Origin of the sequence: Marinomonas atlantica (assembly GCF_001639725.1) — a bacterium.
GTDB classification, from domain to species: Bacteria; Pseudomonadota; Gammaproteobacteria; order Pseudomonadales; family Marinomonadaceae; genus Marinomonas; species Marinomonas atlantica.
In genome coordinates, this window is the sequence record NZ_LTAW01000056.1 from 1 (window position 1) to 253 (window position 253).

General features: G+C 44.3%; 1 protein-coding gene. It reads right to left on the minus strand.

The annotated features are described in order from the left end of the window. Positions 1-253, minus strand: a 253-nt coding sequence (locus AYW75_RS18535) for an Hpt domain-containing protein (RefSeq protein ID WP_156490899.1), incomplete at both ends; no start/stop codon positions are given.

Sequence of the window (253 nt, forward strand, 5' to 3'; positions counted from 1 at the left end):
AACCTGAGGGTAACTGATCAGCCCCTGTCAGGTACTCCATTACATCTTCAAGCCGATGCGCTAAGTTTGCCACGCCTTTAATACCCGCCATATTTGCCAAACCTTTTAGGGTATGTACGGCACGTTGGGCACTGCGTAGAGCCTCTTTATCTGAATCGGCAAAGGTTTTCTGTATATTATTTAAGAAGTCATCCGATAAAGTTGGAAGCTCATGATGAAGCATATCAAGGAGCTGAGGATCTATATCTTCTGA